We start from the raw sequence: 26,115 nt of genomic DNA, 5'->3' as shown, positions 1-26,115 counted from the left end.
GAGGAGCAGGATGCGCTTCGTCAGCGTCGCCAACATGCGCGCGTGGATCCGCGAGACGGGTCCCGAGCGCATCATCGCCGACCTCGTCGACGAGCTCGAAACCGACTTCCGCCGCTGGGAGCAGTTCGAGCGGGAGCCGCGCGTCGCGAGCCACTCGCCGCTCGGCGTCATCGAGCTCATGCCGACGAGCGACGGCACCGCCTACGGCTTCAAGTACGTCAACGGTCACCCGTCGAACCCGTCGCGCGGCTTCCAGACCGTCACGGCGTTCGGCGTGCTCGCCGACGTCATGACCGGCTACCCCACGTTCCTGTCGGAGATGACGATCCTCACGGCGCTCCGCACCGCGGCGGTGTCGGGCCTCGCGGCGAAGCACCTCGCCCGGCACGACAGCACCCGGATGGGCATGATCGGCGCCGGCTCGCAAGCGGTCTTCCAAGCGCTGGCCGTGCGCTCGCAGCTGCCGGGCGTCACGCGGCTGCGCCTCTTCGACGTCGACGGCCCGACCGCGGAGACCGCGGCTCGGCACCTCCGCCATCTCGGCTTCGAGGTCTCGATCGAGGCATCCGCCGCCGACGCCGTGCGCGACGCCGACGTCATCACGACGTGCACGGCCGACAAGCAGAACGCGACGGTGCTGCGCGTCGACGAGGTGCCGGCCGGCGCGCATCTCAACGCGATCGGCGGCGACTGCCCTGGCAAGACCGAGCTCGATCTTGAGATCGTGCGCCGCCACAGCGTCTTCGTCGAGCACGAGCCGCAGACGCGCATCGAGGGCGAGATCCAGCTGCTGCCTGCCGACTCGCCCGTCACCGAGCTCTGGCGCGTCATCACGGGGGCGGATGCGGGGCGCACCTCGAGCGAGCAGGTGACGGTCTTCGACTCGGTCGGCTTCGCGATCGAGGACTTCACGGCGCTCCGCTACGTGCAGAGGGCGACCGCGACGACGCGCTTCTCGGAGCCGATCGACCTCATCGCAGAGCCCGAGGACCCGAAGGACCTCTACGGGATGATCGGCGCGCCCGTCCTCGTCTAAGAGTCACTGGCCTCGTCTAAGAGTCACTGGCAGTTGGGCCCCGTTCGCCACAAGAATGAGTCTATGGCGAACCGGGGCAATGCCCAGGAGACCGCGCTCCGCGGGCCGACGGCGACCGCGGTCAGACGACTTGCTCCGCACCCGGGACTCGAAGCTCAGCGCGCCGCGCGATGCACGCTGGTCACTTCTCCGTACCTCGCCCGCTACTGGCGATCGTGGCCTACTCGCGAACAGTCGAGAACGCTTGAGCCTGTCTCACCTCGCGATCGAAGGCTCCGCGCCACACGCGCTGTTCCAGTACGTTGAGGAAGATCGGGATGTCAGCTTCCGGGACCTCGAGTCCTTGTGGCGTCGCGCGGATTCCAGGAGCGACTTCTGACACATCGGAGACTGCGATCTCGAGCGCCGCTTCCGTGACCTCTGCCAGCCAGTTCGCTCGGGACAACCGACGAAGCTGTTGGGCGGCTCGGGTTCCTGATGCACCGCGCGTCTTCACGAACTCGATGGTTGATTGCGTTAGCCGAGCGGAGATGGCGCTCTCGATGTTGCTCACATACGCCGGGACAGCTCGTGCCATCGCTTCTGTGTCAGTCAGCAAGGCAAGCAGGTCGTCTGGTCGCCAGACAGCCAGTTCCTCGCCCCGGACAACGAAATCAAAGTCGTACTCGATGCGGAACAGGGGCTCCTCGAACTTCGCGAGGGCGTCCCCATATCTGAACAGCATGCGACCCGGTTTAGCCACCCTGAACCCGCGGACTCTGCGGACGAACACCCAGGACGAACCATCGTCGGCGGTGACCAGCACAGCATAGAACGTGAAGGGAATCGTCCGCAGGTCGTCCAAGCTGACGTAGTGGGCAAACTCGTCGAGCTGCGCCAACCCGGTCGGCAAAGACGCACTGTGCGAGAGAGCGCCATGCGCCGCGGGAGATGCGTGGCTGCGGCCATCCAGCGAATCCGCGCTAGAGTCATCCGGCCCCAGGATGTCTTCCCACGAAGCGCGCATGTGTTCATGCTCCTCAAGCAAGCGGGTATCGGAGTACCGGACGCCCTCGCCTTCACGCAGTCGACTGCTGGCGTTTGCGACGAGCTCTGTGAGTTCTGACTTGACGTCGGGCGCAATCTGAACTCGCCCGAACTGGAATCCCTTGGGTCCGCGGCGGCCCATGAAGAGTTTCGGATCGGAGAAGCTCGGTTCGCTTCGGCGCCAATCCATGGCATCTGCGTTCAAGTTGTGCTTGCCTTTCGATCTTCGAACAAGCTGAAGCGACCCACCAGTACCGCGTACGATTCTCCTTCGCGCGGCTCATTGCGGCCGAGCAAGATCATCTCGCCCCCAGGGATGGTGTCTGCCTTCACTTTCCAGGCCTTGATACCGAGAAGGTATAGCACGGGGTTGACAGCAAGCGCGCGCGTCTGGAACAAGATCACAACAAAAACGACAGTAACCGCCAAGTATGCAACTGCGTCGTTGAGCGATGGGGTCGTTGCAGCAACTAGAGGGAGCAGTAGCGACCCGACGTAGGTGATCGCTTCACCATCGGCGGCGGCGACCTGTGTGATCTTCGGTTCCGCGGGACGCCCCCCTGCCAAGTACCTCAAGTACAGACCGCCGAGCAGTCCCGCAACCGTGATGACGATGCAAACCCACAGCCATGGCGTCGCAGCAGGCAGCAGCCGGATCGTCAGAACTGCGAACATAGGCGCGATAGCGCTCGAGACGAGCGCAGCAATCTGAGTTGCCGCCTGGATGTTCTTGCGCACCCTCAAGCTCTTGTCCATAGCACCTCCTCGTGCAACCTATCCCGCACCGCCGACAAGTCGGACCTGTGGGCGGACTGGAGATTCGCACGCGCGCCCGCTCTGTTACCGTCCATGACGCCGCACCCGTGCAGCCCCCGCCAGCCGCTCCTACGTTGAGAGCACACCATCCAGAGCGGCTGAGAGACCTGGCTCAACGACGCCGCAGCAACCCGTGATCGCGCGGGTGCTTCGGCCAGGACCGATGGATCTCCCGCATCGACACCGGCACTGGCCGGCATCGACCGAGCGCGCTTGGCGTGCCCGGATGCGGCTCCCTTGGGCTACGAGAGGACGACCGCATGACCAGCATCGACCGGGGCGCGCAACGACGGCGCGTGCTCGCCTCCTCCTTCGTCGGCACCACGATCGAGTGGTACGACTTCTACCTCTACGGCACCGCATCCGCCCTCATCTTCAGCACGCAGTTCTTCCCCGAGGGCAGCGCGCTCGCCGGCACGATCGCATCGTTCGCGACGCTCGCCGTCGGCATCGTCGTGCGGCCGCTCGGCGGCATCATCGCCGGTCACCTCGGCGACCGCATCGGCCGCAAGTCGCTGCTCGTCGCCTCGCTGCTGCTCATGGGCGTCGCGACGACGATCATCGGGCTGCTGCCGAACTTCGCCACGATCGGCTGGTGGGCGGTCGGCGCGCTCATCGTGCTGCGCGTGCTGCAGGGCCTCTCGGCGGGCGCCGAGTGGGGCGGTTCGGCGCTGCTGAGCGTCGAGCACGCGCCCGCCAGGCATCGCGGGCTCTTCGGCTCGTTCACGCAGCTCGGCTCCTCCGCGGGCATGCTGCTCGCGACCGGCGCCTTCTTCATCGTGCAGCAGACGCTCAGCGCCGAGCAGTTCACCGACTTCGGCTGGCGGATCCCGTTCCTCATCTCGGCGGTGCTCGTCGCCTTCGGGCTGTGGATCCGGCTCGGCGTCGAGGATGCGCCCGAGTTCGAGCAGCACCGCTCGACCGGCGTCACGCGCGCACCGGTCGCCGAGCTGCTGCGCAACCACCGCCGCCCGCTGCTCATCACGATTGGCCTGCGGCTCGGCCAGAACGCCGTCTACTTCCTCATCACCGTCTACATGCTCAGCTACCTCTCGAGCGAACGCGGCGACACGACCTCGGGCGTCACCGCCGTGATGATCGCCTCGGCGCTGGGCCTCGTCGCGACGCCGCTGTGGAGCTGGCTCTCCGACCGCGTCGGCCGCCGCCGCGTCTCGATCTTCGGCTACGCCGCCATCGGCGTCTTCGGCTGGGCGCTCTTCGCCTTCCTCGACGCCGGCCCGCTGGCGCTGCTGCCGCTCATCGTCGTGATCGGCGTGAACATCACCCACGACTCGGTCTACGGGCCGCAGGCTGCGTGGTTCGCGGAGCAGTTCCCCGTGCACGTGCGCTACTCGGGCGTGAGCCTCGGCTACCAGATCGGCTCCGTGCTCGGCGGCGGGCTGATGCCGATGATCGCAGCGCTGCTGTTCTCGGCGGGCGGCAACGAGCCGTGGCTCATCGCCGGCTACCTGTCAGTGCTCGCGGCGCTCTCGATCGTCGCGGCCCTCTTCGCCGCCGACCCCGCGCGCGACCGGCCCGGCACCGACCTGGGCGACCTGCACGGCGCGACCGAGCGCATCCGCCCTGATTCCGACCACGAGACCACCCCGACCGAGGCCGAGCCCGCGCTCGCCACCACCGAGAGGACCGCACGATGACCCGCCCCCTGCTGCTGAGCGCCTTCGAGATGCTCGTGCCCAACCACCAGTCGCCGGGACTCTGGCGGCACCCTGAGTCGCAGGCGCGCGACTTCGACAAGCTCGCGTACTGGACGGACCTCGCCAAGACGCTCGAGCGCGGCGGCTTCTCGGCGCTGTTCCTCGCCGACATCCCGGGCGTCTACGACGTCTACGGCGACGGCATCGAGGCGACCGCGCGCGGCGGCGTGCAGTACCCGGTGCTCGACCCGCTCGTCGCGGTGCCGGCCATGGCGGCGGTCACCGAGCGGCTCGGCTTCGGCGTCACGGCGTCGGTCACCTACGAGTCGCCCTACCTGCTCGCGCGCACGCTCACGACGCTCGACCACTTCACCGGCGGCCGCATCGCGTGGAACATCGTCACGTCCTACCAGGACTCGGCCGCGCGCAACCTCGGCTACGACAAGCAGCTGCCGCACGACGTGCGCTACGACCGCGCCGACGAGTACATGCAGGTCATGTACAAGCTCTTCGAGGGCTCGTTCGAGCCGGATGCGGTGGTCGCCGACAAGGAGTCGGGCGTCTGGGTCGATCCCGACCGCGTGCACCCGATCGAGCACGAGGGCGAGTGGTTCAAGGTGCCGGGCTATGCGCTCGCTCACCCAGGGCCGCAGGGCACGCCCTACCTCTTCCAAGCGGGCGCGTCGAGCCGCGGGCAGGCGTTCTCGCTCGACCACGCCGAGGCGATCTTCTTCTCGGGGTCGACGCCGCAGCTCGTGCGGCGCTGGGTCGACGGCGTGCGCGAGGGGCTCGTCGAGCGTGGACGGTCGGCGGATGCGGTGCGCATCCTGACGATCGCGACCGTGATCGTCGCCGAGACCGATGAGGAGGCGCAGGCGCGGCTCGAGGAGTATCGGCAGCACGTCGACATCGAGGGCGCGCTCGCGCTCTTCGGCGGCTGGACCGGCGTCGACCTCTCAGGCCTCGACCCCGATGCGACCCTCGAGCACGTGCAGACGGAGGCGAACCACTCGGCGCTCGCGTCCTTCACGACCCTCTCGTCCGGCCGGAAGTGGACGGTGCGCGACCTCGCGGAATTCGTCGCGATCGGCGGCCGCGGCCCGGTGATCGTCGGCTCCCCCACCACGGTCGTGGACGAGCTCGAGCGCTGGCGCGAGGAGTCGGGAGTCGACGGGTTCAACATCACGGCGGCTGTGCGGCCGGCAGACATCGAGCGGTTCGTGGACCTCGTGACGCCGGAGCTGCGGCGGCGCGGGTTGCTCACCGAGGCAAGCGACGAGCCGAAGGGGCGGACGCTGCGGGAGGCGCTGACGGGGGCTGGGGCGCAGCTCCCGGTGGATCACTGGGGGGCGCGTTTCCGGCGGGCCACGGCGCAGGCCGCCTAGGACGCCAGGGCGTCGGCGGGCGTAGGTCTCGAAGCGCTCGTCGGCGTATCGCGATCGAGACTCCGTTGCTTTCCGAGAGCTTGCGGACGATCGGCTCAGCCGATCGGCGTCGGCGCCGATTCGCCCGCACCGGCCTCCCTCGCTTGCCGCGGGCTGCGCCGCCGAATAACCGCAAGGGAGCTCCTGCATGACCGCGGGGATTGCGGTGCGCACGCGCCGGGATGCGACGCGCCGAGCCGATGTGCAGGAGCTCGCGGGGCCCGTTGCGATCCAGCCGCCTAGGTCGGGCCATCACGTAGCCGCCGTCGACGTGCATGGCGGTTCCGGTGGTGTAGCCCAAGTCGGGTCCCACGCGGCAGGTCACCGCGGCGGCGACCTCGACTGGCGCGGCCACGCGCCGCACCGTGAATCGTCGACGCCGTATGCGGCGCCGGCCGTCATGGGCGATTCGATCGGGCCGGGGCAGACCGCGTTGCAGGTGATGTCCCACGCGCCGACACCGTGGGGCACCGTGCACGCCCACAAGGGGCTCGAGGCTAACGTCGTCGTGCTCAGCGACGTCGACGGCTCCTCACCACGATGGGAGGACCTGCTTTACATCGGCGCGATGCGGGCATCGCATACAGGCTTGTGGGGTTGCGTCCCCCGGGGTGGTGGACTTATCGGCAGTATGTGCACAAGCCTTGCTCCGGTGCGGCGTTGCGGGAGCTCGTCTCGCGAAGCGATCGCAGGCGCTCGATGTACAGCTCGACCTCCTTCTCATCGCAGCGGACTCGATCTGCGCGCGCGGGTGAGAGCACAACCAGCTCGTCGGCGGCCCGACCTGTCTGGGACCGCAGCAGGTGCGCGTAGAACATCAACTGCCGCTGTGCGGCTTCGGAGGCCTGGGCGGTCTGCAGCCCTGTCTTGAAGTCCACGATCAAGGTGCGCGTCGCTTCGACCACCAGGTCGGGCACTCCCCAGAAGCGGTCGACCCGCGATACCAGCAGGACTTCGACGCTCAGGTCTTGCGATCGCGCTCCCTCTACCACGAGGAGCTCGGACAGATGCGTGGCGATCGAGCGGAGGCTTTGCAATGCGCGACCGCCTGATGGAAGTGCCATAAGCCGCGTATCGAGCGAGAGCTCCGCCGCCTTCAGCGCCGACCGCAGCGCAGTCAGCGGCTCGCTCCCCGTCCAGGACTCGCGCTCCAACCAGAGCTGCAGCGCGGCGTGGACTACAGAACCGGCCGTTGCGGCCGACGCTTCGAAGGAGCGCAGCGGCGGACCCGAGTCCACGAGGGATGCAGGGCAGGCGATCGCCCGGGCGGAGCCCGTGGCAGTAAGCCACGCCCCCGGGCCCGCCAAGGTAATCATGCTCCAGCTACAGCCTGCTCTGTCATCTGTTCGATGAGTCTTGGATCCCGATCAAGCGAGAATGTGTCCGCGAAGAGGATCGCGATCGGCGGCTCCGATGCGAAGTTCGCTTGCTCGAACGCATGGCGAAGCCGCTCGCGCTGTGCTCCTGCATCCTCAATCGCCTCTAGCGGGTGCTTCGCCACGACAACAATGGAGCCACCATGCTTTTTGTTGAAGTAGCGAGCCGCTGCGACGCCGTCCAGTTCCGTCAACGTTCCGCCGGCCGCTTTCGCCCACGCGGCGATCGCCCGGCGCTCACGCTCGAGATCCGGCGCGAGCGAGCCGGTACTCAACGTCAGCCAGAGATCACGCGCCAGGCGCCAGTCGAGGAGTGCGTGGTAGGCGAGGTTTCCGAAGTCGCGTAGGCATGAATAGCACGAGGCTCCGCACAGATCCGCGTGTTCTGGTCGCTGGAACTCCTCGATGGCATGCGACACAGCCTCGACGAGTGCGTCGAACGACGCTCCCCCGAGCTGGGTGCTGAAGCCTGCACCGTTCTCCAACGTGTCAGCGAGGAACGCGTAGGTGCCGGCTCCAGTCGGCCCCTGCGTGGTGTAGATGCCCGCGTTGAACTCGAGAGGGTTCACGTCGAGGAGCGTGGCCCCGACCTTTCTCAGGAGGAAAGCAAGCGAGAACCAGGCAGCCCGGCGCCCTTGGTGCGGTTCATCGCAGCCGGACAACTGCGTGATGCCGCCACGGAGATCGAACCGAAGGCCACCGGTCTCCAAGACCGGGCGTTCGCAGCCGACGAACAGCAAGTCGCTCGGCTGCCGCGTGCCTAGCGCGATGTTGAAGGCCTCCCCAACGGCGGAGCTGCTGGGCAGCTCACCCGCCCTAACCGCTTCATCGGAGACGAAACCGCCCCACCACGCTTGCTCCGAGGCTTGACGCACCGAGAACTGACGGCCGCCGTTGTCGTTGACCGTGTATCGGTCGCCTGCGCCGTACGCGACCTTCATTATCCCGCTCTGGCGACTGCTGAGCTGGCTCAGCTCGGTGTGTGCCCGCGCCGCCATGGCGCGCGTCGACCAGGAGAACTGGCCGTCGAAGTCGGTCGGCCGGTCGCCGGCACGGTAGCCGAGAGGCGAGTGCATGCGCACCGCTCTGAAGGGGCCGGGAGCTGCGCCGCAGATGGGGCACGTGTCGGACTCGCCAGGCATTTTGATCACTTCTTCGACATACGCACAATGCTGGCAGAGCGCGAGTTGCCGCATGGCGCCGAGCGGGTCTGCGGCCGGTTCCACTTTGGGTCCTACCGGGCGGAAGTGGGCGAAGCCGACCACCCTGTGCACCCTGCCATCGCGGACGATCTCGCTGAGAGGCGAGAACTGGCTGACCGCCATGGCCTCATCACGGTCCACCGTGGCCGTCGGCGGCCACTCCTGGCTTGGCTTTGGCCGACTTAGGTAGAGGTTGCGCACGCCGGTCGGAAAGCCGAACATCGGCAGGAGGCCGCGCTCCGCCAGCCGCTGGCTGAGGTCTTCGTGACCGACGCCGGCTGTGGCTTTCGCGATGTCATCGAGGAGGCTGTTGGACACCTGGCGCGAGCGTTCCGCGTGGTCAACGGCAGACCGATCAGAGAGCGCCAGTGCGAGCGCGTTCACACTCGCCTGATTCTGCGAGAGCCACTCCCCCAAGGGCTTTTGCAACTTTGAGTGCCAGTCCTCCACCCGACCGAACGCCCCATGCGCGTTCGTCGTCCATTCGATGCCGTCGTGTACCCGTGCGAGCGCGCTCATAGCTGCGCGGAGGACGCCGCTGCGCAGCGCGCGATCGAACAACTGCGGGCGATCGAGCACGAGCTGGGGCGGCGGCGTCGGCGCATTGGTGATCTGCTCGGGATGTTGGAAATAGTGCTCGTCGTGCGATCTTCCTCGACAAACCGTAAGCGCTATGGCGACGGGCGAGCCGCGTCGTCCCGCGCGCCCGACTCGCTGCTGGTAGTTGAAGCGGGTCGGTGGCATGTTGCCCATGACGACAGCGGAGAGCGCTCCGATGTCGACGCCGGCTTCCATCGTGGTCGTGACAGAGAGCAAGTCGATGCCGTGGGTCCGCTCCGTCTCCCCCTCTAAGAAGACGTCTTGAAAGCGTGCTTGACGCGTCTGCGCATCGACTCGATCGGTCTGACCCGTGAGCTCAGCCGCTGTAAGGCGAAATCGACCGTCCGCGCGCAGCGCCTTCCAGGCGTAGTAGTCAGCCTCCGGCTCGAGCGGTCCCGCGGAAGCCGGGAGCCGAGCATCACAACGCGTGCACCTACCGGCCGCCCGGTTTGCGTGAGGCCGCTTGCATCTGGTGCACTCCCACGCGTCCGGCTGAGCCGCCCGAAGGGTGACTTGGGCGGGGTCGATCAGGTAGTCGCTCACAGCCGAGGAGCTCTTCGCGCGAAAGACCGACTCGATTGTGTCGAAGTCAGTACCTGCGGCTTCCGCCACAGCACGCCAGTGCTTCTTGAGCCGCGCGGGCGGCTCGTCGCGCCCATCCCTGACGCCTGTGAACCGCTTCAACTGCGCCAGGACTCGCAGGGAGGCTCTGAGCACGCCTGCGCCGAGCTCCTGCTCGTCGGCTGGGCCGACATCTGTCAGCGCGGTGATCCATCCGAGGCCGAGGCTCTCGACGTCCCGTCCCGCCCCCGAGAACAGCGCATCGACGACTTCCCTCTGCAGCTCGGTCTCGATCTTCTCGATCAGCACGCTCTGCGCGGCGCTGAGTTTCTCGGCCATCCGGGGTTGATCGCCGGACCAGTCGAAGAGGAGTGTCCAATGCTCGCCTCCGACGCCTCCGCCCTGAGGCTGTGAGCTCTGCAGCGACGCTTTCGGGCCGCCTGGGTTGACGCCCAGAGCCAAGAGCTCGCGGAAGACCAGCTGCGAGAGGTCCGCCAGTGAAAGCGGAGCGGTGAACGCTGCGCGAAGACCCGACTCATCCGAACTCGTCCCGAATCCGTCCCAGACGTCGCGCAGCGCGGTGTATCTGACAAGGTCCTTCTCGCGCAGACGCTGCGTCGCGGCGAGCGTGTCCGCGGAACGCCTCTCGATGTCGAGGTGTGCCTTTGCGAGATCGAGATCCGCCGTCGTCAGTGGCGCGCGCCGGGTCTGCTCTATCAGGATCTGGCGCAGCAAGTCCTGATAGTGCCGCAGGGACATGCCCGAGGAGAGCTTCGCGGCGTCTTGCCGGGAGTCCGTGAAGACGACAACCTTCCGCTCCGGCGCGGGAAGCTCGTTGATCAGCTCGGTCGTGAGGATCTGGTTCACCTTCTCGAAACCAGTCCTCATCGCCCTGATGGGCGAACGCTGTCGAAGTGGATCAGTGAGCGCAAGAGCGCCCTTCCCTTGGACTGATGTCAGCTCCCAGTCGTCGCCGCACGCGGGGCAGACATTCGGGAACGGTGAGAGCGCAGCCGCTTCGAGCTCGCTTCCCGCGACCGGCTCGGCGTGGAAGCTCCACCCCGTGCTCCCGATGGCTCTGTTGATGAGACGGCCGTCGAATGGCGTGTAGACCGAGCGCACGAACCTGAATTTAACTTTGTGCTTACCGTGCGACGACGAGCGCTGCCATGTCGCCTTGTCAATGTTCGGAAGGGAGGCCTCTGGCCGCGGCCAGTACACGACGTAGTTCGCCGCTGTGCGAGCGAGCGTCGCCTGGTCCGGAAGCTTCGCCAATTCTGGGACGTCAGCCAGCAGGTGCGCGTCGACCAGCGGCTTCGAGGCCGCGCCCTCCGCGGTGAATCCTCCAAGGAAGACGTCGCCGCAAGTCTGGCAATACAGGAGTTCGAGTACTCGAGCGCCGCAGGGGCATCGCGTCAAAGGCTCGGCGAACAGCCGTCCCACCGTCCGATCGGGATCCCGGGTCGTCTGCATGGCGTTGCACTCCGGATCGCTGCACGCCCACATCCCCGCCACGTTCCGGAAGAACAGATGAGCTCTAAGCCGGGGCGCTTGCGTGGCGTCCAGCTGCCCGAACGCCCCCACGAGCTTGCGCACCGCGGTCGCACCTCGCTCGCTGGCCACCGAGGGGAACAGACGCTCCGCCATCCCGCTCGCGGTGAGCGCCTGACCGCCTGATCGGAAGCGGAACGCATCACCGAGGCCGCGGGAGACAACATGCGCGGTGAGCGCCTCGCCCTCCAATGTCTCGAGCAGCTCGAGGTCGGACGACGTGAGGTTGACGTCCTTCGCTTCGCGAGGAGTCCCCTCGATGAAGGTGAACGCGTTGCCGTCGACGCCGAAGAAGCTCTCGAGGTAATCGCGGTCAGACTCGGGGGTGAGCGACGCCGAAGCCGCGAGCACCCGAAATTGCTCGGGACGCGTACTGAGCCCGAGGCGGCTCTTCAGGGCTCGCACGAGGTACGCGACCTCACTGCCCGCTGTGCCGCGGTAACTGTGGAGCTCGTCGACGATCAGGGTGAAGCGGTTCGCCGGATCTTCGAGCCACGCCGCAGTGCTCTCGAAGAAGCGGTTGTCACGGTCTCGGAGCAGCATCACGTTGAGCATCGAGTAATTCGTGATGAGGACGTCAGGGGGGGATGCGAGCATGTCCCAGCGCGAGCGCATCTCGGCCCCGTCGAACCGCGGTACGAAGTATCGGACGTCGTCGTTGCCGGTGCGATCTGCTACTTCTGCCGCGCGCTCGGACCTCGACTCAGTCGCCCGCATCCACCGCCGGAGATCGTTGAGCCTGTTCGCGTTCCCCGGGTCACCGGAGACTGGTGTCGCGCCTGTATAGCGACCGAAGTAGAGGCGGTTCCCTCCTCGGTGCTCGTCCAACCAGCCGCGGACGCCGTCGCTATCGAGCGCCCGCCGCATGCGCACAAGCTGATCCTCTACAAGCGCGTTCATGGGGTAGAGCACGATGGCGCGCGTCGCGACGTGTCGCCGCTCCTCGACCCCTCGCTGGGGTTCGAACTTGCGGGTCAGCGAGTCCCACCACTTCTCACGGCGATGTCCCGCGGTCGGAGCCCACGACCGCGACTCCTCCAGCAGGCTCGAGAGGAGCGGAAGCATGAACGACTCGGTCTTGCCCGACCCCGTTCCGGCAGTGATCACCATGTGCTCACCCGGAGCAACACCAGCCTTCAGAGCCGCCTCCTGATGGCCGTACAACGCGCGCCCCGGCGGCAGCAGTCCCTGCTGCGCAAACTCCGCGAGCTCCTCGACGGCACCCGCTTCCCTGACCGAGTCAATGAGCGAGCGGCCCACCGTCGCGTACTCAGGCCGGACTTCGAGGAGCGGATCTCGGTATACGCCCCCGTCGCGGTCGAGGAGTCGCCGTCGTTCGTGCTCGAGCTGAGGGAGTGCGAGCCCGAATGGTGTGTCGTAGTAGCGCATGTAGGCGTCGCGCAGCTTGTCGAAGGCGCCGAAGGCGGAAACCGCTCGGTGATCGGCCATGATCTCTCCTTTTGGGTCCGCTCAGTCAGGGACCAAGGGCTGGTGCAGTGATGCCGCAATCCGCAGGGCCACGGTTCGCGGGACGTTCTCGTAGACGAGCGCTTCGGAGTTTTGGCTAGGAGCGACACCGCTGCACAGCACGGCGGCCCGTTCATGTTGGGGAGGCAGCAACGCCCCCCGACTCACTGAGAGGCGCCCGACGTGGCCGCGCCCCCGCCCCTTCTCGGGGGACCAGGCAAGGAACTGCTCACCGCGGCGGTGGAGTTCGAGCGCGAGCCCAGCAGCGAGGTCGGTCTTCCACCAACGGCCCTCGCTCTTGTAAAGGTGCACCGGGCGACCGAGGCCGGAGCGGCGATACAAGCCCGGGCCCCGTTCCAACTCCCAATTCGACGCAATGCGCCATGTGCGCGGGCGCGACGACACGAGTTCTTCGACCGGGCTTCCGCTGGCGGGCGGTGCGGACCTCTCGGCCAACATGATCGGGCTGAGTGACGATAAGGCGCGTCGAGCGAAGTCGCCGGCCCAAGCAAGGCCGGCATCGCGGACCTCGTTGGCGAAGTCAACGCTGTCATCGACCTGCAGGGCCCGAAGCCGCGGCAGCAGAGCTCCGATCGGACCAGCCCCCCTCGTGACCGGCTCAGAGAGGACCGGCTCGATCGCCGATCTCGCCAGAAACTGGGGGGCAGCCGCGCCGGTGATGATGGCCGTACCATCGGAGTCCGGCAACAGGACCACGGTCGGACGGATCATCCTCCAGCGGCCCGTCGCCCAGTCCATATCGATGTAGCCCAGTGCTGCCATATAGCGCATCAGTCGGCGGGCAGTGCCCGCGTCGACGTCGAGGTCGCGGACCTTCGAGAGCCAGAGGATGCGCTGCGTCAGCACGAGGATGGTGCCGGTGGCGTGAGCGCTCATCCAGCCAAGGAGGAGTTCGCCAGGATGCGGCTGGGTCATCTGCTTTCTCCTAGCTGCCGCGCCCAGAACGCCCCGGCCATTTCGCTGCGGGCCCGCCGAGTCCAGAGCGCCGGGACATCAAACTCGGTGTCGAAACCGCTAAGAGCTTCTTCTATCGGGTCGCAGAACCAACGACCTCGGCGGCTCGACGCGAGCCAGATGGCGCCCGGCGGGACCTGGGGCGTGAATACCCCCGCCCCCCGCAAGCCGAGTGCGTCGAGCAGAGCAGGCTCGTCGGGTTCGGCGAATTCGCGGACCGAATCGTCCTCCATAAGCCAGCAGTAGCGGTCGCGGCCGCGGCGCGCCTCTGGCGCTCGCGCGCCCGTTCGGCACAGCGCATCTGGCTGAAGGCTGGAGAAGTCATTCGCCTGTGCGAAGCGTCCGTCTCCCAGTGCGTGCGCGAGCTCGTCGAGCGAGAGTATCTCGAAGTCGAGCTCAGTGTTCTCGACAACGAGGCGATACGGGCCGCTTCCCATCGGTATCCGGGAGAGCTCCCTGCCCACACTGCTCTGCTGAAACACCTGCCGGACTCCATTTAGGCTCACCTCCACCGCGCGCGGCTCGATGCCCGCGGGGATGAGGAGGTCCGGTGCCGCGCCCTCGATGTACGCGCGAGGGCCGAGCAAGGCGGGAGCCCGGAGGCCGTTCACCAAACGAGGCCGACCCGCGAGCTCGATGGAAAGCTCCTCCACATCTGCCAGGTCGGCCCGGCGCATCGCGTCTTCCCAGATACCGACATCCAGCACAGTGACGTACAAGAAGAGCTCGTAGCCGGGTACCAGCTCTGCTGCGCTGGCTTCCGGAGCTAATGCGAACTCCACGCCTGCGTCGCGCAACGCATCGTGCACGACAGGTGCGAGGCGGCGGGCGACAGCAAGTGCGTGGGCTTCGAATGGGATCAGGCTCTCGACCGACGACCATGCGCCCAGATGTCGGTCCGCTCGGAACAAGAGGAAATCTGCCCCGCGGTGGACGAGGCGCGCGGCGCCCGCAAGCACACTCCAGCCGTTCCTCAGCAAGAGGTCGTCGCCTGACGGCAGCTCCGTTCCGAAGTAGTAGCCGGACTCGTCGTCCTTCGTCAGCTCGACCGACTCATCCCCGACCACTGCCGTCAACACGGTTGGCCCGGTCGGCCCAAATACGCGCCATGACCGCTCCCATCGGTCGAAGTCGAGCACGACGCGCAACCGGAGCCTCTGGCGCCCATCATTCGTACGGACGATGCCGTCCCAAGCTGCAGCGAGTTCTGCGACGATCTCGCCCAACATTCGCGCCAGGCTCGCCGCGTCTTCATCGGTAGATAGGCGGGAACCAAGCGCATGCCGGAACGCGGCGCCGAGCTCGGTCCGTCGGCCGGCCCAAAGCTGCAGAAGCAGCACGAGCCGATCGACATCTGGTACCGCGTCATGGACGGTAAGGCTGCGCTCGAAGAACTGGGTCAGCGCGGCCTTATCCGCCTCCCGGACTATCGCCTGCGACAACGGATAGCCGATCCTCGTCAGCCGCGGGTGCGAACGGATGGTGGACTTCCCTCGCGAACCAGCCCCGTTCTCGATCCATCCGTGGAGCAGACGCCACCAGTCTGCCACCTGAGGAAAGCCCTCCGAAAGCGTCGTGCGGATTGCTGCTGGATCGTGATCCGTGTCACCGAGGACGACCGCCTCGGCAAGCCGGTCGTAGTAGTTGTGAGCGGTGAACTTCTCGTTCGTATGCATGCGCGTTGCGGCGTAGACGCTGAGGAGCAGCACCGGCAGAACAGGAGGCGGACAAGCCTGGGACGAGCGCCGCCAGGCATCCGCGGCAGGCTTGAGCGGGTCGAAGGCTCGGGACGCTCGGAGGTCGATGCGTGAGCGGACGGCTGCGGCGAGCGCCGCTGCGGCGTAGATGCCACCGCTCCCGAGTCGCCGTTCGAACGACTCGTCGTCCGCGAACAGCAATACGGGACCGGACGTTCGCAGGTACTCCTCTTCGATCCACTGCTGCCAGTCATCGAAGCTCTCCGGAGGCCGCTGTTCCATGCGCGTCAGCCGACCGGGTCGATTGCTGTCAGTAGGGTCGGCCAATGCCCTTGCGCATCCCGGTCGATCGCCCTGTTGCCCTTCGTCGGCGGAAGCGGCTTCGGTTCTCCATCCCCAGGCGTCCACTGCCGCCACGCCGAGCCACCGAGCTCGACGACATTCGGATCGTCCGGCTCTGCGGGAGTCAGACGAGCGCTGACGAACTCACCCGCCAACGGAACCGGCAGCCCGAGCGCCTCGGCAGCTCGGCGCTGCGGCCGGTAGTCGCCGACAAAGATCGCAATCCCGTCGGCTGCCAGCGCGGTCCTCGCCCCACCGTTGGCCCTGACTCGCTTCATGTAATCGTGCTGCTGCGCCACGGTGGCGACCACGTTGCGACTCACCCGGCGACCCTGGGCGATGCGGAACAACTCGTTGACGCGCTGCTGGCCAGACCTGCCCGCGAAGATCCGTTCGCGCTCGTCGTCCTCAAGCTCTAGGAGGACGTTCGGCGGCAGGAGCTCGCCATGCCAGAGCCAGTCGATCGCTCCGCGGCCAAACTTGGAGATCTGCCGCTTGCGATCCCTGTTGACGGAGGAGGTGAGATTCGAGCCGCTGGCTCTTATAAGCCCTACCGCGAACTCGCAGTCCGGATCGTTGGCGGTGACAATCAGCAGGATCTGGCCGTCCGCCTCCGGCGGGATCATCCAGCTGTACGCGATGCTGAACTTGCAGTCGACGTCGACACCGCCGATCTTGTAATCGAGCCGATCTCCGTCCTCGATCACGTCATCGAATTCGCGCCGTATGGCGATCTCGACCACCGAACCAAGGTGCGCCTTCTCGGTCTTCGACAGCTGGTCGATGCTGTACCGACCGGTATGCACGCCGTCGTAGATCTGGTCGAAGCTGCGTCGGAACACCCGGCCCCATCGCTCCGCCGTCGGATCGGCACGGAGCAGCGCCTCACGAACCAGGTCCAGCTGGGGATCAGGACCGTCGATGGCCAACACCACCTCAACGTACCCCACATGAGCAAGCCTCAGGGCCACAATCCGCAACGAGCGCGTGTCACACTTGCGCTGCTCCCGAATCGGTCTAAGATCGAACACACATTCGATCGCTTGGAAGGGCCCGCGTTGAGAACTGACAGCAATCGCTTCACTGCCGTCGAGATCTGCGCGGGCGCGGGCGGACAGGCGCTGGGGCTGACGGAAGCCGGCTTCCACCATTTGTTCGCGGTCGAGCTCGACCCGACTGCGGCCGACACCCTGCGGAGCAACCTGAGGATCGAGGTCGCGGTCGGTGACGTCGCCGACCCGGAAGTCTGGTCGCCTGCCGATTTCCAAGGCGTTGACCTCTTCGCTGGGGGAGTCCCCTGTCCCCCGTTCTCGATCGCCGGCAAGCAGCTCGGATCGAACGATGAGCGTGACCTATTTGCCTGGGCTGTTGAGCAGGTTGCCGTCATGAAGCCCCGCGCCGTGCTGCTTGAGAATGTGCGCGGGCTGGCGGCGAGCCGCTTCTCCGGTTACCGGCAACGCGTGATCGATCGACTGTCGGCCCTGGGCTACATCGCCGATTGGCGCTTGCTGCACTCCGCCGACTTCGGGGTTGCTCAGCTGCGGCCCCGCTTCATTCTGGTGGCGCTGCGCCCCGAGGATGCGCCGTACTTTCACTGGCCGACGCCACAGCCGCGCGATCGAAATGTCGGTCCGTTGCTCCGGGACCTGATGGCTGCGAACGGCTGGCCCTATGCCGACGAGTGGGCGCAGCTCGCGAATGGGATCGCTCCGACTTTGGTCGGTGGAAGCAAGAAGCATGGCGGTGCCGACCTAGGACCAACCCGAGCGAAGCAAGCCTGGCGAGAGCTCTTCGTCGACGGCAAGGGCGTCGCAGACTCCGCACCCGGCCCAGATGCTCCCGGCCCGCGTGAGGTCATGCCACGACTGACGATTGAGATGGTCGCGAGACTGCAAGGCTGGAGCGAGTCCGACAACTGGGCGTTTGCTGGCCGCAAGACGTCGCAGTACCGCCAGATCGGGAACGCGTTCCCCCCGCCCGTGGCCCGAGCAGTCGGCGGCGCAATTGCTGACGCCCTAATGCGAGTCGGCGAGCCCTCCAGCGAACTCTCCTCTGGGCAAAGGAACGTTCATGACCCCGTTTACACGGCTCTCGCGAATGCCCGGGACTTCGTGTCGATCGAATCGTTGGTGAAGGCGGAGTCCTTGGGAAACGTGGCCGCAGTCGAGCGTCGGCTCGCGAGCCTTTCTAACGACTTCGAACTACTAGTCGAAGACGGGCCTGGCGGCACGCGGTACCGACTCGGTGACTTCAAGGGATTCGTCGGGCAGGGCGAGCACGCGCGGAGGCAGTACTTCGAGAAACACCGGAATCGCGTCAGCTGAGCTCTTTAGCTTGGGTCGATTTGCGGTCGGCGAATCGTGACCGGATATAGTCTTGTCATGGCCGACCTCGAGGCAACCCTGCGTGAACGCCTCGGCGACCGCCGGATGTGGCTATGTCTTGCGGCCGGGGCCGCCCGGTCATTCGGCGGCCACGCCGGATACAACGATGATCCGTCATCCCGCTACGAGTCGGATGACAGAGTGCCCAATACGAAGCACCTCCGGGAAGGTGATGTGGTGCTCGTCTGGGACAAAGTCGCGGCTGTCGGTGTATCGATCATCGATCGGATCGACCAGAGCAGCGCCATGAAGACGCTTTACAAGTGTCCACGGTGCCTCACGACAAGCATCAAGCGCCGGTCGAATCGACGACCGCTCTACCGCTGCCAGACGGGCTGCGGCTTCGAGTTCGATGAACCCCAGGCCGAGGTGGTACCGGTTCGGACGTACTCGACGTTCCACGAACCGGGTTGGATTCCATTGGACGGCGCAGCGCTATTGGCAGCTGAGCTCCGCCCCTTGTGTATCTCCCCGGACTCACAGCACAGCATCCGGGAACTGCATAGAGCGCGCACCGTCCAGGCGCTCGGGCCGCTGCTCCTCCAATCGGTCAAGCTCGCGCGGACAGATTTTGGATGGGAAGGCGTGCGGCACGGACATCGAGAGCGCACGGTCCGCGTGCGGATCGGTCAGGCCGAGTTCCGGACGGCCCTGCTCAGGGACTTCGGCGCATCATGCGTCGTATCGGGTCCGGCTCCTCAAGAGGCGCTCGAAGCGGCGCACCTCTACTCGTACGCGAAGGTCGGTCAACACCGGGAGCATGGTGGTCTGCTGATGCGGCGGGACCTTCATCGACTATTCGATGAAGGCTTGATCGGAGTCGAACCGGACACCTGGCGGCTCCGAATGCGCGAGCCCGCGTTCGCGTCCGAGAGCTATCGAGGGCTTGAGGGATCGCCGCTCGCATCGCGGCTCAAAGATGCCCATAAGTTTTGGCTGAAGGAGCACTGGGCGCAGCACGACCTGGCTCAACGAGCAGTCGCTGCTCGCTGAAGCGTCACGGAACGTCACATGCTCGCCTGAGCGACGCATCCGCGACACAATGTCTGATAGCCCGTCATCCGCGACGGGCGAATCCACCACACCGCTAGGGCGCTGACCGCGCCCCGCTTGGAGTTCCATGATCACGATCGACCACGTCAGCCGACGCTTCGGCGACGGCCCCGACGCCGTCGTCGCGCTCGACGACGTCTCGATCGAGGTGCGGCGCGGCGAGATCTTCGGCGTCGTCGGCCAGTCGGGCGCCGGAAAGTCGACGCTGCTGCGCACCGTCAACGCGCTCGAGCGGCCCGACTCCGGCACCGTGACCGTCGACGGCACCGTCATCACCGGGCTCGACGGCGCGGCGCTGCGGCAGGCCCGCCACAAGATCGGCATGGTCTTCCAGCACTTCAACCTCGTCGGCAACCGCACCGTCGCGCAGAACGTCGAGTTCGCGCTCGAGGCGGTCGGCGTCAAGGGCGACGAGCGCCGCCGCCGCGCGCTCGAGATGCTCGACCTCGTCGGCCTCGCCCACCGCGCGAACGACCGGCCGGCGCAGCTCTCGGGCGGCCAGCGCCAGCGCGTCGGCATCGCCCGCGCGCTCGCCTCGCAGCCCGACGTGCTGCTGAGCGACGAGGCGACGAGCGCGCTCGACCCCGAGACGACCCGGCAGATCCTCGACCTCATCAAACGCCTGTCCGGCGAGCTCGGCCTCACCGTGCTCCTCATCACCCACGAGATGGACGTCGTCAAGCGCATCTGCGACTCCGCCGCCCTCATGGAGCAGGGCCGCGTCGTCGAGCAGGGCCGCCTCGCCGAGCTCATCACGACGCCCGGCAGCCGCGTCGCTGCCGAGCTCTTCCCCGTCGGCGAGGCCCACCGCATCCCCGGTCACTCGATCGTCGACATCACCTACGCCGACCTCTCGGCCGACCGCCCCGTCATCGCGCAGCTCGCGCGAGACTTCGAGATCGACCTGTCGATCCTCGGCGCCGCGATCGAGAACGTCGCGGGCGTGCAAGCGGGCCGCACGCGGCTCGCGGTGCCGGATGCGTCCACGACGCAAGTGCTCACGTCGCTGCGGGCGCAGGGCATCACCGCTTGGGAAGTGACGGCATGATCGACCCCGCCGCGCCGGAGTTCTGGCCGCAGCTCTTCGCCGTGCTCCTCGAGGGCACGTGGGAGACGCTCTACATGACGGCGATCGCGATGGCGATCACCTTCGTCGTCGGGCTGCCGCTCGGCATCGTGCTCGTCGGCACCGAGCCGGGCCGCTTCCTCGAGGCGCCGCTCGGGCAGCGCTGGCTCGGCCGCGCGATCAACGCGGTGCTCGGATTCGTCGTCAACCTCGGCCGCTCGGTGCCGTTCATCGTGCTGATGATCGCGCTCATCCCGGTCACGCGCTGGCTGCTCGGCTCGTTCATCGGCACCGGCCCCGCGATCGTGCCGCTCACGCTCGTCGCGATCCCCTTCTTCGTGCGCGTCGTCGAGATCGCCGTGCGCGAGGTCGACCCGGGCCTGTTCGAGGCGGCCGAGTCGCTCGGCGCCTCCCGCTGGCTCGTCGTGCGGCGCGTGCTGCTGCCGCAGGCGTGGCCCGCGATCGCGCTCGGCACCGCCACAACCGTCACCTCGATCATCAACTTCTCGGCGATGGTCGGCGTGGTCGGCGGCGGCGGCCTCGGCAACGTCGCCCTCACCTACGGCATGCAGCGCTACAGCGCGCTCCACATCGTCTTCGTCGTCATCATCCTGTTCGTCATCGTGCAGGTCGTGCAGTGGCTGCTCACTCGGCTCGCACGACGCCTCAGCGGCGCCACCCCCGCCGCCGGCCGCACCGCCCGACGGAACGAGCGCGCCGCGCTCGACCTCGACGACGCATCCATCGTCTCCGCGCCCGCCCGCCAGGATCCGGCCCGCGGCGACACCGACTCCCCCACCCGATAGGAACCACCCATGGCCAACCGCCGCACCCTGCTCACCGCCCTCGCCGCCGGCGCGACCGTCGTCGCGCTCACCGCGTGCTCCTCCGGCGCCGCCGACACCGCCGCCCCCGAGGACGGCTCGCTCGGCACCGTCCGCGTCGGCGCGCTCCCCGTGCCGGCCGGCGACATCCTCAACTGGGTCGACGAGAACCTCGCGGATGCGGAGGGTCTCGACATCAAGTACGTCGAGTTCACCGACTACAACACCCCGAACCCCGCGCTCACCGACGGCTCGACCGAAGCGAACCTCTTCCAGAACTCGACGTTCATGGAGACCTACAACTCGCAGGCGGGCGGCGACCTCGTCTCGGTCGGCGAGGTCTACCTGCCGGCCGCCGCCTTCTACTCCGACTCGATCACGTCGATCGACGAGCTCGGCGAGGGCGCGACGATCGCCATCCCGAACGACCCGACCAACGAGGCGCGTGCGCTCGAGATCCTCGCGGCCGAGGGGCTCATCGAGATCGCCGAGGGCGCGACGAACCTCGACGGCATCACCGCGAACCCCTCGAACTTCCGCTTCACCGAGGTCGAGAATGCGACGCTGCCGCTCGCGATCCCCGACAACGACGCGGTGTTCGTCACCGCCTCGTTCGCGCTCCCCGCGGGCCTGTCGCAGGAGCAGGCGATCCTCACCGAGGGCGACGACTCGGAGTACTTCAACATCCTCGCCACGACGCCCGAGCTCGAGAGCGACCCGCGCATCGCGAAGCTCTACGAGCTGCTCACGGCGGAGGAGACGCAGCAGTACATGCTCGACACGTGGGGCGGCCTGATCGTCCCGATCGCGGGCTGACCGACCGCCTTCCTCTCACCGCGCCGCGTGCTCTGAGCACGCGGCGCGGTCGTCGTCTCGGCGCCCGGACGCGTGTCAGTGGTCACCCGTAGTCTTCGCGCAACGAGGTCGGGAGTGGATGTGGGTGGCCCCATCTAGCCTCCTCGCGAGGGAGGCAGCGATGTCGAGCACCGAGCAGGTCAGGGCGGCCGTCGAGGCCGCTCGCGCGCTGCTCGCCGGCGCCACATCGTTTCCTCGCGCGTCCGACGTCGAGATGATCGAGATGCTCGGCGGCGTCGCCGAGCTGGGCCGGGTCGTGGAAGCGCTGCAAGTGCGGCTCGCCCACGAGATCGAGGAGCGCTCGCAGCGCCCGACCGACGACGAGCCGCTGTACCTGCTGCTCGGAGCCCGCCACGCGAAGGAGGCGGTCGGTCGCGCCTTCGGTATCCGCCCCGGCCGAGCCCAAGAGCTGCTCGCGATGGCGCGCGCGACCTCGCCGTCGATGGGACTCACCGGCGCCGACATCCCCGCGAGCTACCCCGCAGTCGCGGCCGCGCTCACGGACGGCGAGCTGTCGTTCGCGCAGGCGCACGCGATCGTGACCACGCTCGCCCCGGCCGCTCCCCGCGCGGACGTGGAGCAGCTCGCCCTAGCAGAGCAGACGCTCGTCCGGCATGCGACCGACCCGGCCATGCCGCTACCGCCCGAGCAGCTCACGGTGCTCGCTCGCCGCTGCGTCGCGCTCCTCGATCCTGACGGGGTGCTGCCCAACGACGAGCGGCAACGGGCGCTGCGGTCGCTGCGCATCCGACAGCAGCTCGACGGGTCATGGCTCACGACCATCCGCTCCCCGGCCGAGGACGGTTCGGCGCTCAAGGCGCTGATCGATGCATACACCGGCCCGCGCGCGAAGGTCGCCTTCCACGACGAGAGCTGCGCGCAGGGCGGTTGCGACGGCGCCGACTGCAGCACCGCCGAGGCATCGCTCGACGACCGCACGCCGGAGCAGAAGGGGCACGACGCGATCATCGCCATGGTCAAGGCGCACGCCGCCTCGGGCGACGCGCCGATCACCGGCGGCGAAACCCCGACGCTCGTCTTCACCGGCACCGTCGAGGCCTACGAGGCGTACGTGCGCGACGTCTGCCACTCCGAGCGCACGGTGACGATCGAGCACACCGGCTGTCTCGTGCCGATCGAGCGGGTCGACGAGCTCCTGTGCCACAGCGTCATCCATCACATGATCGTCGACGAGCACGACCACCCGCTCTGGCTCGGCCGCTCCAAGCGCCTGTTCTCCCGGGCGCAGAAGCTCGCCCTCGCCAAGCGCGACAAGGGCTGTCGCGTGCCGGGCTGCGCCATGCCCGTCGCCTGGACCCAGACCCACCACATCATCCCCTGGCAGCTCGGCGGCCTCACCGACGTCGACAACGGCATCCTCGTCTGCGAGTACCATCACCACGAGATCCACGCCGGTCGCTTGCGGGTCGAGAAGGCCGGGCCGGAGCCCGGTCAGTGGCGCATCGTGCCGGAGCTCCAGCCCGCGCGTCTCCGCACCGCCTTCCTCGCTATGCCCGGCGCCGCCCACCCGGCGGTCGAGCGGGCGATGGAGCCCGTGGGCACGCGAAGCCTCCCCACTGCCGCCTCCGCCTCGCTCGCGGTCAAGCTCCCCGAGCTTCCCGGGCGCGGCGTCGAGCGACGCCTCGCACCTGCCGCACGACCGCCGCGACGGCATCGGCGCCCGGGCAGCGTGACCGAACGGCGGCTGGGCGCGATGCACGAGCGGCACGGCCGTGCTCGCGACCACCGAGCCCGCATCGATCTGCTGCCGAGACCCGGGATCGTGCTGCGCCGCTGATCGGTCGTGCTGATCGGACGGCCGCCGGTGCGGCGCGTGCACCGCGCGTGCCCCTCCTCGCGGCGCAGGACGGGCATGCTTGAGGGATGCACTCCCCTCGTGACGCCAGTCGACACCCGTCTGCGTCCGCATCGTCGGCCGCCCCCGCCACGGCGCACGAGGGGAAGGCAGCGGGGATGCGGCAGCTCGCCGCCTCGGTGCCGATCCGCACGGCCGCGAGCGGCGCGCAGATCGCGATCCCGATCCTCGTCGTCTCGATCACCGGAGACCTCGCGCTCGGCGCTGCGCTCGCGGCGCTCGCGCTCGTGCCGAGCATCATCGCCGCGCCGCTCGTCGGCGCGATCCTCGACCGCGTGCACCGGCCTCGGCCGCTCATGATGGGCGCGGCCGCCGGCACCGCCGTCGCGTACGGCCTCGCGGCGGCCCTCGACCCGCTGCCCGTGGGGCTCGTCGCCGTCGCGCTCGTCATCAGCGGCCTGCTCAATCCCTTCGGCTTCGGCGGGCTCTCGAGCTTCGTCGCACCTGCCGGCACCGACGCCCGACGCGCCTACGCGCTCGATGCCCTCAGCTACAACCTCTCGGGCGTCGCGGGGCCCGCGCTCGTCGCGCTGCTCGCGCCGACGCTCGGTCCGCGCTGGGCGCTCGCCTCGATGGCGGCGATCGGCCTCGTCTCGCTCGCGGCCTACCCACTGCTGCGCATCGAGCGGCGGGAGGCCGAGCGCAAGGGCCTGTGGCGCTCGATCGGCGCGGGGCTCGTCGCCCTCTCGACGCACCGGCCGCTCGCGACGATCACGGTCTCGGGCACCCTCGTCGAGTTCGGCCGCGGCATCATGCCCATCGCCGCGATCGGCATCGCGCTCCTCGCGACGGGCGACGCCGCCGCGAGCGCCTTCATCGTCACCGCCTTCGCGATCGGCGCGCTCATCGGGGCCATGATCGAACCCATCCGGCGCACGAACGCGTCCGCGCAGGCGACGATGCTCGTCGGCTTCGGTCTCACGGGGCTCGCGACGCTCGCCGCCGCGCTCGACCTCGGCTTCTGGTGGACGATCGTGCTCGTCGGCCTCTCCGGCGCGTTCAGCGCCGCGCCGACCGCGGCGATGCTGACGCTCCGACGCCTCGAGAGCCCCGACGACGTGGTCGCGCAGGTCTTCACGGTCGGCTCCGCGCTGCGCACGACGGCGAGCGCGGCCGGTACGGCCGTCGCCGGCCTCCTCGCCGGGCTCGATCCGCTGCTGCTGCTCGCCGCCTCGGGGGCCGTCTGGCTCGTGGGGGCGCTCACGATGCTCGCGTTCCCGCGCTCACGCTGACGCGCTGCGCCGCGCGACTCAGGCCGCGGGGACCTCGGCGACGGCGGGCGGCGCGTCGGTCGCAGCAGCCGCAGCGCCGCGGCCCGCGGGCGCGTCATCGGCGGGTGACCACGGCGCGACGCTCGCGGTCTCGTGGAAGCGCGTGAACACATCCGCCGTCACGCCCTGGCGCTCGAAGTCGGCCGTGAGGGTCGCCCAGCACTCGAGCTCGGGCAGGGCTCGCCGCAGGGTCCAGTCATGCCAGAGGACGAGACGCAGCATCGGCGAGATGGCCGCCGGGCCCTCACGTCGCGGGAAGGCGAGCAGCGCCTGTGTCCAGGCCTCGGCGTCCGCGCGGCGCCATCCAGCCCACACGCTCGGCTCGGGCACCCTCAGTGCCCGGTCGTCCTGCAGCATCCGTCTTCTCCCTCGGGGCGCGAAGTGCCATGGGTGACAGTAGGGCCTACCGGTGCCGACACTCAACCGAAACTGAGGATCTCCGTGCCTGTCGGCGAGAAGAACGCGGAAAAGCGGTGCTAGGCGAGCCCAGCCTCGCGATTCGTGCGCGGCGGCGCAGGCGCATCCGCCTCTGCGGGAACCGGCGCGAGCTCGGGGTTCCGACGCGCGACGATGCGGCGCAGCACGGCGACCCCGATCACGACGACGATGGGGAACGCGACGGCGGTGCCGGCCGCCAGCAGCACGGCGGGATCGAGGAGCTCAGTGAGCGGCATGATGGCGCACCCGCTTCGAGGCGCCTTCGACGAGCGTGTGCTCGATCGATGCGCCGTGCTCGGTGGCGTCCGCGAGGTGAACGCGATTCACGCCCGCTCCTGCGATGGGGAGTGCGATCTCTTGGTGCGACGGGGAGGAGAGGGCCGCGGATCTGCGATGATGACCGGCGGGGGATGCGTTCGGCTCGGCGAGGATCTCGTCGGTGTCGGCATCCGTGGAGGCGACGTTCTTGACTGAGTCGATGGTGATGCGTCGAGCGTACTCCACTGGGGTACATAGGTGGACGATAGGTTTCCTCACGTCTTCGGCCTCCCCCGCGCGACGGAGATCCGCCACCGCGAGCTCCCCTCCCGACGGCTGAGGCGTGCTCCCGACGGTCG

Annotated in this window: 20 protein-coding genes and 1 riboswitch; of the genes, 10 read left to right on the top strand and 10 right to left on the bottom strand. The window is 68.0% G+C overall.

Annotated features, from left to right (window positions below; translation table 11 throughout):
- Window positions 1–10 precede the first annotated feature (10 nt).
- Entirely contained in the window at window positions 11–1,036 is a 1,026-nt protein-coding gene (ocd, locus tag JSQ78_RS10415) for an ornithine cyclodeaminase (protein ID WP_211447418.1), read from the top strand.
- Between the two features lie 220 nt (window positions 1,037–1,256).
- On the opposite strand, the gene JSQ78_RS10410 is transcribed toward ocd, so the two are convergent.
- Entirely contained in the window at window positions 1,257–2,252 is a 996-nt protein-coding gene (locus JSQ78_RS10410; RefSeq protein ID WP_211447417.1) for a hypothetical protein, read from the bottom strand.
- Between the two features lie 11 nt (window positions 2,253–2,263).
- Window positions 2,264–2,818 (bottom strand): KwaA family protein, encoded by a 555-nt coding sequence (locus tag JSQ78_RS10405; protein WP_211447416.1) that lies wholly within the window; start codon window positions 2,816–2,818, stop codon window positions 2,264–2,266.
- A 142-nt stretch (window positions 2,819–2,960) separates the two neighbouring features.
- A riboswitch (SAM riboswitch) is annotated at window positions 2,961–3,048 on the top strand.
- 90 nt (window positions 3,049–3,138) lie between these two features.
- On the opposite strand from JSQ78_RS10405, the gene JSQ78_RS10400 reads away from it, so the two are divergent.
- Window positions 3,139–4,536, top strand: a complete 1,398-nt coding sequence (locus tag JSQ78_RS10400) for an MFS transporter (protein ID WP_211447415.1) — start codon at window positions 3,139–3,141, stop codon at window positions 4,534–4,536.
- Complete coding sequence (locus tag JSQ78_RS10395) at window positions 4,533–5,921, top strand: LLM class flavin-dependent oxidoreductase (protein ID WP_211447413.1); 1,389 nt, start codon at window positions 4,533–4,535, stop codon at window positions 5,919–5,921. The genes JSQ78_RS10400 and JSQ78_RS10395 overlap by 4 nt, the downstream gene beginning before the upstream one ends.
- 659 nt (window positions 5,922–6,580) lie before the next feature.
- Here the strand turns inward: JSQ78_RS10395 and JSQ78_RS10390 are convergent.
- From JSQ78_RS10390 to JSQ78_RS10370, 5 genes are all read right to left on the bottom strand, one after another.
- Complete coding sequence (locus JSQ78_RS10390; protein ID WP_211447411.1) at window positions 6,581–7,198, bottom strand: PD-(D/E)XK nuclease family protein; 618 nt, start codon at window positions 7,196–7,198, stop codon at window positions 6,581–6,583.
- Between the two features lie 74 nt (window positions 7,199–7,272).
- Window positions 7,273–12,699, bottom strand: coding sequence for a DEAD/DEAH box helicase (locus JSQ78_RS10385; RefSeq protein ID WP_211447410.1), 5,427 nt, complete (start codon window positions 12,697–12,699; stop codon window positions 7,273–7,275).
- Window positions 12,700–12,720: 21 nt separating this feature from the next.
- Complete coding sequence (locus tag JSQ78_RS10380; RefSeq protein ID WP_211447408.1) at window positions 12,721–13,653, bottom strand: hypothetical protein; 933 nt, start codon at window positions 13,651–13,653, stop codon at window positions 12,721–12,723.
- Window positions 13,650–15,671, bottom strand: a complete 2,022-nt coding sequence (locus JSQ78_RS10375; RefSeq protein ID WP_211447406.1) for a hypothetical protein — start codon at window positions 15,669–15,671, stop codon at window positions 13,650–13,652. The genes JSQ78_RS10380 and JSQ78_RS10375 overlap by 4 nt, the downstream gene beginning before the upstream one ends.
- A 5-nt stretch (window positions 15,672–15,676) precedes the next feature.
- The gene (locus tag JSQ78_RS10370; RefSeq protein ID WP_211447405.1) at window positions 15,677–16,663 is read right to left on the bottom strand and encodes a NaeI family type II restriction endonuclease; all 987 of its coding nucleotides are present in this window, start codon (window positions 16,661–16,663) and stop codon (window positions 15,677–15,679) included.
- An 18-nt stretch (window positions 16,664–16,681) separates the two neighbouring features.
- Between JSQ78_RS10370 and JSQ78_RS10365 the strand changes: the two genes are divergently transcribed.
- The 7 genes from JSQ78_RS10365 to JSQ78_RS10335 all read left to right on the top strand — a co-directional run bounded on the left by JSQ78_RS10365 (window position 16,682) and on the right by JSQ78_RS10335 (window position 25,021).
- Complete coding sequence (locus JSQ78_RS10365; RefSeq protein WP_211447403.1) at window positions 16,682–18,055, top strand: DNA cytosine methyltransferase; 1,374 nt, start codon at window positions 16,682–16,684, stop codon at window positions 18,053–18,055.
- A gap of 57 nt (window positions 18,056–18,112) precedes the next feature.
- Window positions 18,113–19,108: an HNH endonuclease signature motif containing protein gene (locus tag JSQ78_RS10360; RefSeq protein WP_211447401.1), complete on the top strand. Its 996-nt coding sequence runs from the start codon at window positions 18,113–18,115 to the stop codon at window positions 19,106–19,108.
- A gap of 127 nt (window positions 19,109–19,235) precedes the next feature.
- On the top strand, window positions 19,236–20,216 hold the full coding sequence (locus JSQ78_RS10355; RefSeq protein WP_211447399.1) for a methionine ABC transporter ATP-binding protein: 981 nt from the start codon (window positions 19,236–19,238) through the stop codon (window positions 20,214–20,216).
- Entirely contained in the window at window positions 20,213–21,040 is an 828-nt protein-coding gene (locus JSQ78_RS10350; protein WP_211447398.1) for a methionine ABC transporter permease, read from the top strand. The genes JSQ78_RS10355 and JSQ78_RS10350 overlap by 4 nt, the downstream gene beginning before the upstream one ends.
- Window positions 21,041–21,049: 9 nt before the next feature.
- Entirely contained in the window at window positions 21,050–21,874 is an 825-nt protein-coding gene (locus JSQ78_RS10345; RefSeq protein ID WP_211447396.1) for a MetQ/NlpA family ABC transporter substrate-binding protein, read from the top strand.
- A 160-nt stretch (window positions 21,875–22,034) separates the two neighbouring features.
- Window positions 22,035–23,711, top strand: a complete 1,677-nt coding sequence (locus JSQ78_RS10340) for an HNH endonuclease signature motif containing protein (RefSeq protein ID WP_211447394.1) — start codon at window positions 22,035–22,037, stop codon at window positions 23,709–23,711.
- Window positions 23,712–23,887: 176 nt separating this feature from the next.
- Window positions 23,888–25,021: an MFS transporter gene (locus JSQ78_RS10335; RefSeq protein ID WP_211447392.1), complete on the top strand. Its 1,134-nt coding sequence runs from the start codon at window positions 23,888–23,890 to the stop codon at window positions 25,019–25,021.
- Window positions 25,022–25,039: 18 nt separating this feature from the next.
- Here JSQ78_RS10335 and JSQ78_RS10330 read toward each other — a convergent pair whose 3' ends face one another.
- The 3 genes from JSQ78_RS10330 to JSQ78_RS10320 all read right to left on the bottom strand — a co-directional run bounded on the left by JSQ78_RS10330 (window position 25,040) and on the right by JSQ78_RS10320 (window position 26,002).
- Window positions 25,040–25,417 carry a hypothetical protein gene (locus JSQ78_RS10330; protein WP_211447391.1) on the bottom strand — a complete coding sequence of 126 codons (378 nt, stop codon included), beginning with the start codon at window positions 25,415–25,417 and terminating at the stop codon, window positions 25,040–25,042.
- A 119-nt stretch (window positions 25,418–25,536) separates the two neighbouring features.
- Window positions 25,537–25,734: a hypothetical protein gene (locus JSQ78_RS10325; RefSeq protein ID WP_211447390.1), complete on the bottom strand. Its 198-nt coding sequence runs from the start codon at window positions 25,732–25,734 to the stop codon at window positions 25,537–25,539.
- Window positions 25,721–26,002 carry a hypothetical protein gene (locus JSQ78_RS10320; RefSeq protein WP_211447389.1) on the bottom strand — a complete coding sequence of 94 codons (282 nt, stop codon included), beginning with the start codon at window positions 26,000–26,002 and terminating at the stop codon, window positions 25,721–25,723. Before JSQ78_RS10320 ends, JSQ78_RS10325 begins: the two co-directional genes overlap by 14 nt.
- Between the last annotated feature and the right edge of the window lie 113 nt (window positions 26,003–26,115).

The sequence above is a fragment of the Agrococcus sp. Marseille-Q4369 genome (genome assembly GCF_018308945.1).
Classification (GTDB): domain Bacteria; phylum Actinomycetota; class Actinomycetes; order Actinomycetales; family Microbacteriaceae; genus Agrococcus.
Note: the sequence above shows the minus strand (reverse complement) of the source record. Positions and strands in the feature narration are given on the sequence as shown.